We start from the raw sequence: 2638 nt of genomic DNA on the forward strand, positions 1-2638 counted from the left end.
AGACAGCCACTACCGCAGCCCGATCCACGCGGAAAGCCGCAATGGCGACAACCTCGAGGCGCTGGTGATCCGTGGAATCGAGGCCGCTGAGCAGGAGATCCTGGTGGCGGTGCAGGAGCTTTCCCTACCGGCCATTGCCGAAGCCCTGGTGCGTCAACACCGCCGGGGCGTGACGGTGAAAGTGGTGCTGGAGAACACTTACAGCACCCCCTGGAGTGAGCAGCACGAGGCCGAACTCGATGGCCACGCGCGCCAACGCCGCCAACTGCTGATGGAGCTGGCCGATCGCAACCGCGACGGCACGGTGAGCCTCGAGGAGCAGCAGCACGGCGACGCCGTGACCATCCTCACGGCGGCCGGCGTGCCCTGGCTCGATGACACAGCCGATGGCAGCAAAGGCAGCGGCCTGATGCACTCGAAATATGTCGTGGTGGACCGGCAGCTGGTGATCACTGGCTCAACGAACTTCACGGCTTCATGCATTCACGGCGATGCCGCCGATCGCCGCACCCGCGGCAACCTCAACCATCTTCTCCAGCTCGACAGCCCGCAGCTGGCCGAGCTCTTCGCCGAAGACTTCAGCCGCATGTGGGGCGATGGTCCGGGCGGAAAGCCCGATAGCCGCTTTGGACTGGCCAAACAATCCGGCCCCGCAGCGCAGGTGATGGTGGGCCAAACCTCTGTGGAAGTGCTCTTCGCCCCGCATCGGCGCACTGATCCCCACCACGGGCTCAATATGATCGGCGAAAACCTGGCCGCCGCCAAGCAGAGGGTGGACATGGCGCTGTTCGTGCTTTCAGCCCAAGCCCTCACCACGGTGATCGCAGACCTGCAGGCCAAGGGGGTGCAGCTGCGCCTGCTCGCTGATCCCGGCTTTGCCAGCCGCTCTTTTTCCGAAGTGCTGGACCTGCTCGGCGTGGCCCTGGCAGATCGCCACTGCAAGCTCGAAGCCGGCAACCAACCGCTTCAGCAAGCCGCCGAAGGGGTGGGAATCCCGCGGCTGGCCAGGGGGGACAAGCTCCACCACAAACTGGCCGTGGTCGATGGCCAAACGGTGATCACCGGAAGCTTCAACTGGAGCCCCTCAGCCGCTCACCAGAACGATGAGGTGCTGCTGGTGATCCACTCGCGGCTGTTGGCAGCTCACTTCACCCGCGAAATCGATCGGCTCTGGAAGGGCGCCGACCTCGGGATCAACGCCGCACTGGAGCGCAAACTGCAGGAGAACCGCAAGCGCTGCGGCAGTGGGGTGCAGCGCCTGTGAGCCGCGAACGCCATCGTTTCTGCCGGATCAGGCAGCACGAGCAGCAAAGCCGGTTTGCCGCTTCTAGGGTGTTTTCATTCGCTCAAGAGCGCGATGTTCACGGCCACGGCACTGATTGCCGCTGCTGCAGTCACCCTGATATTGATGCCCGTTTTGGTGGTGCTTTCAGAGTTGAGCTGAACGGCTTTGAGCATCCGCGGCATGCATTCCTCCTCGGCTGGCACCCCCTCACAACCAACCCCTGCGCTGGAGCAGCTTGCACTGCAACAGATCCGGGCCCGAAACTTTGAAGCAGCAGCTCAGCTCTACCGGCAGGCTGTCGATCAGGGCAATGCCAGCGCAGCGGCTTACAGCAATCTGGCGGCCCTGGAGCTGCAAGCCAACCGAATCGAACCCGCCGCAACCTTGCTGGAGCAGGCGTTGCGGCTGGCGCCCAACAACGCCGAGGCTTGGCTCAATCTGGGTACGGCGCAGCATGCCCTGGGCCAAAGCGAACAGGCTGCGGAAAGCTTCCGGCGCGCAGCTGCCCTCAAACCAGGTTTCGCCAAGGCCTACGCCAACCTCGGCCATGCGCTGCAGGCCTGCAACGATCCCCAGGGAGCTGTCGACGCTTACAACCAAGCTTTAACGCTGCAACCGCTGTATCCGGAAGTGCTCTCCGGCCAAGGTGTGGCCCTACGGGAACTGGGACAGATCGCCGATTCGATTGCAGCTCTGCAGCGGGCTCTCGAGCAGCGAGCCGAGTACCCCGAAGCGATGAACAACCTGGGGCTGAGCCTGCAGGAGGCCGGCCAGATTGAACGTGCTGTGCACTGGTTTGAGCGGGCACTGGCCATCAGCCCCGGCCACAGCGAAATCCTCTCCAATCTGGGGATTGCCCTGATGGAGCAGGGCCACATCGATCAAGCGCAGGCACGCTTCCGCGAAGCACTGCGGCACAACCCGCTCTATCCGGAAGCCCATCGACACCTCTCCTACTGCGTGAATGGACGCGAGGATCCAGCACCACGACAGGCGGCACAAACCTGCCTGAACGACCTGAAGGATCAGTCGAAGGCGTATCACCTCTATTTCTGCATCGGCAAGTACCACCTCGACGGCCAAGATCCAGAAGCTGCCGACTGGTTCTGCAAGGCCAACCAATCACGATCAGCGCAACTGGAGGGAACCTGGACACTGCCGAATCTCAGTGATCTGATCCGCACCAACACAACACTCCTCGAGCAGTGGGAGGCACCACCAACACCAACACCAACACCAAAAGCGCAGCCGGGTGCAACCACATTGATCTTCATCGTGGGGTTACCGCGCTGTGGCTCAACGCTCGTGGAAACGATCCTGAGCCAGAACAGAGACCTCATCGGTCTCGGCGAG

General features: G+C 62.8%; 2 protein-coding genes. Both read left to right on the forward strand.

The annotated features are described in order from the left end of the window. Nucleotides 1-1264 (forward strand): phosphatidylserine/phosphatidylglycerophosphate/cardiolipin synthase family protein (locus ACIQ2E_RS14075; protein WP_398331874.1); only part of this gene is annotated, 1264 nt, incomplete at its 5' end. A 201-nt stretch (nucleotides 1265-1465) separates the two neighbouring features. Beyond that, a partial coding sequence (locus tag ACIQ2E_RS14080) for a tetratricopeptide repeat protein (protein WP_398331877.1) occupies nucleotides 1466-2638 on the forward strand: 1173 nt, incomplete at its 3' end.

The organism is Vulcanococcus sp., assembly GCF_044369115.1.
Classification (GTDB): Bacteria; Cyanobacteriota; Cyanobacteriia; order PCC-6307; family Cyanobiaceae; genus Vulcanococcus.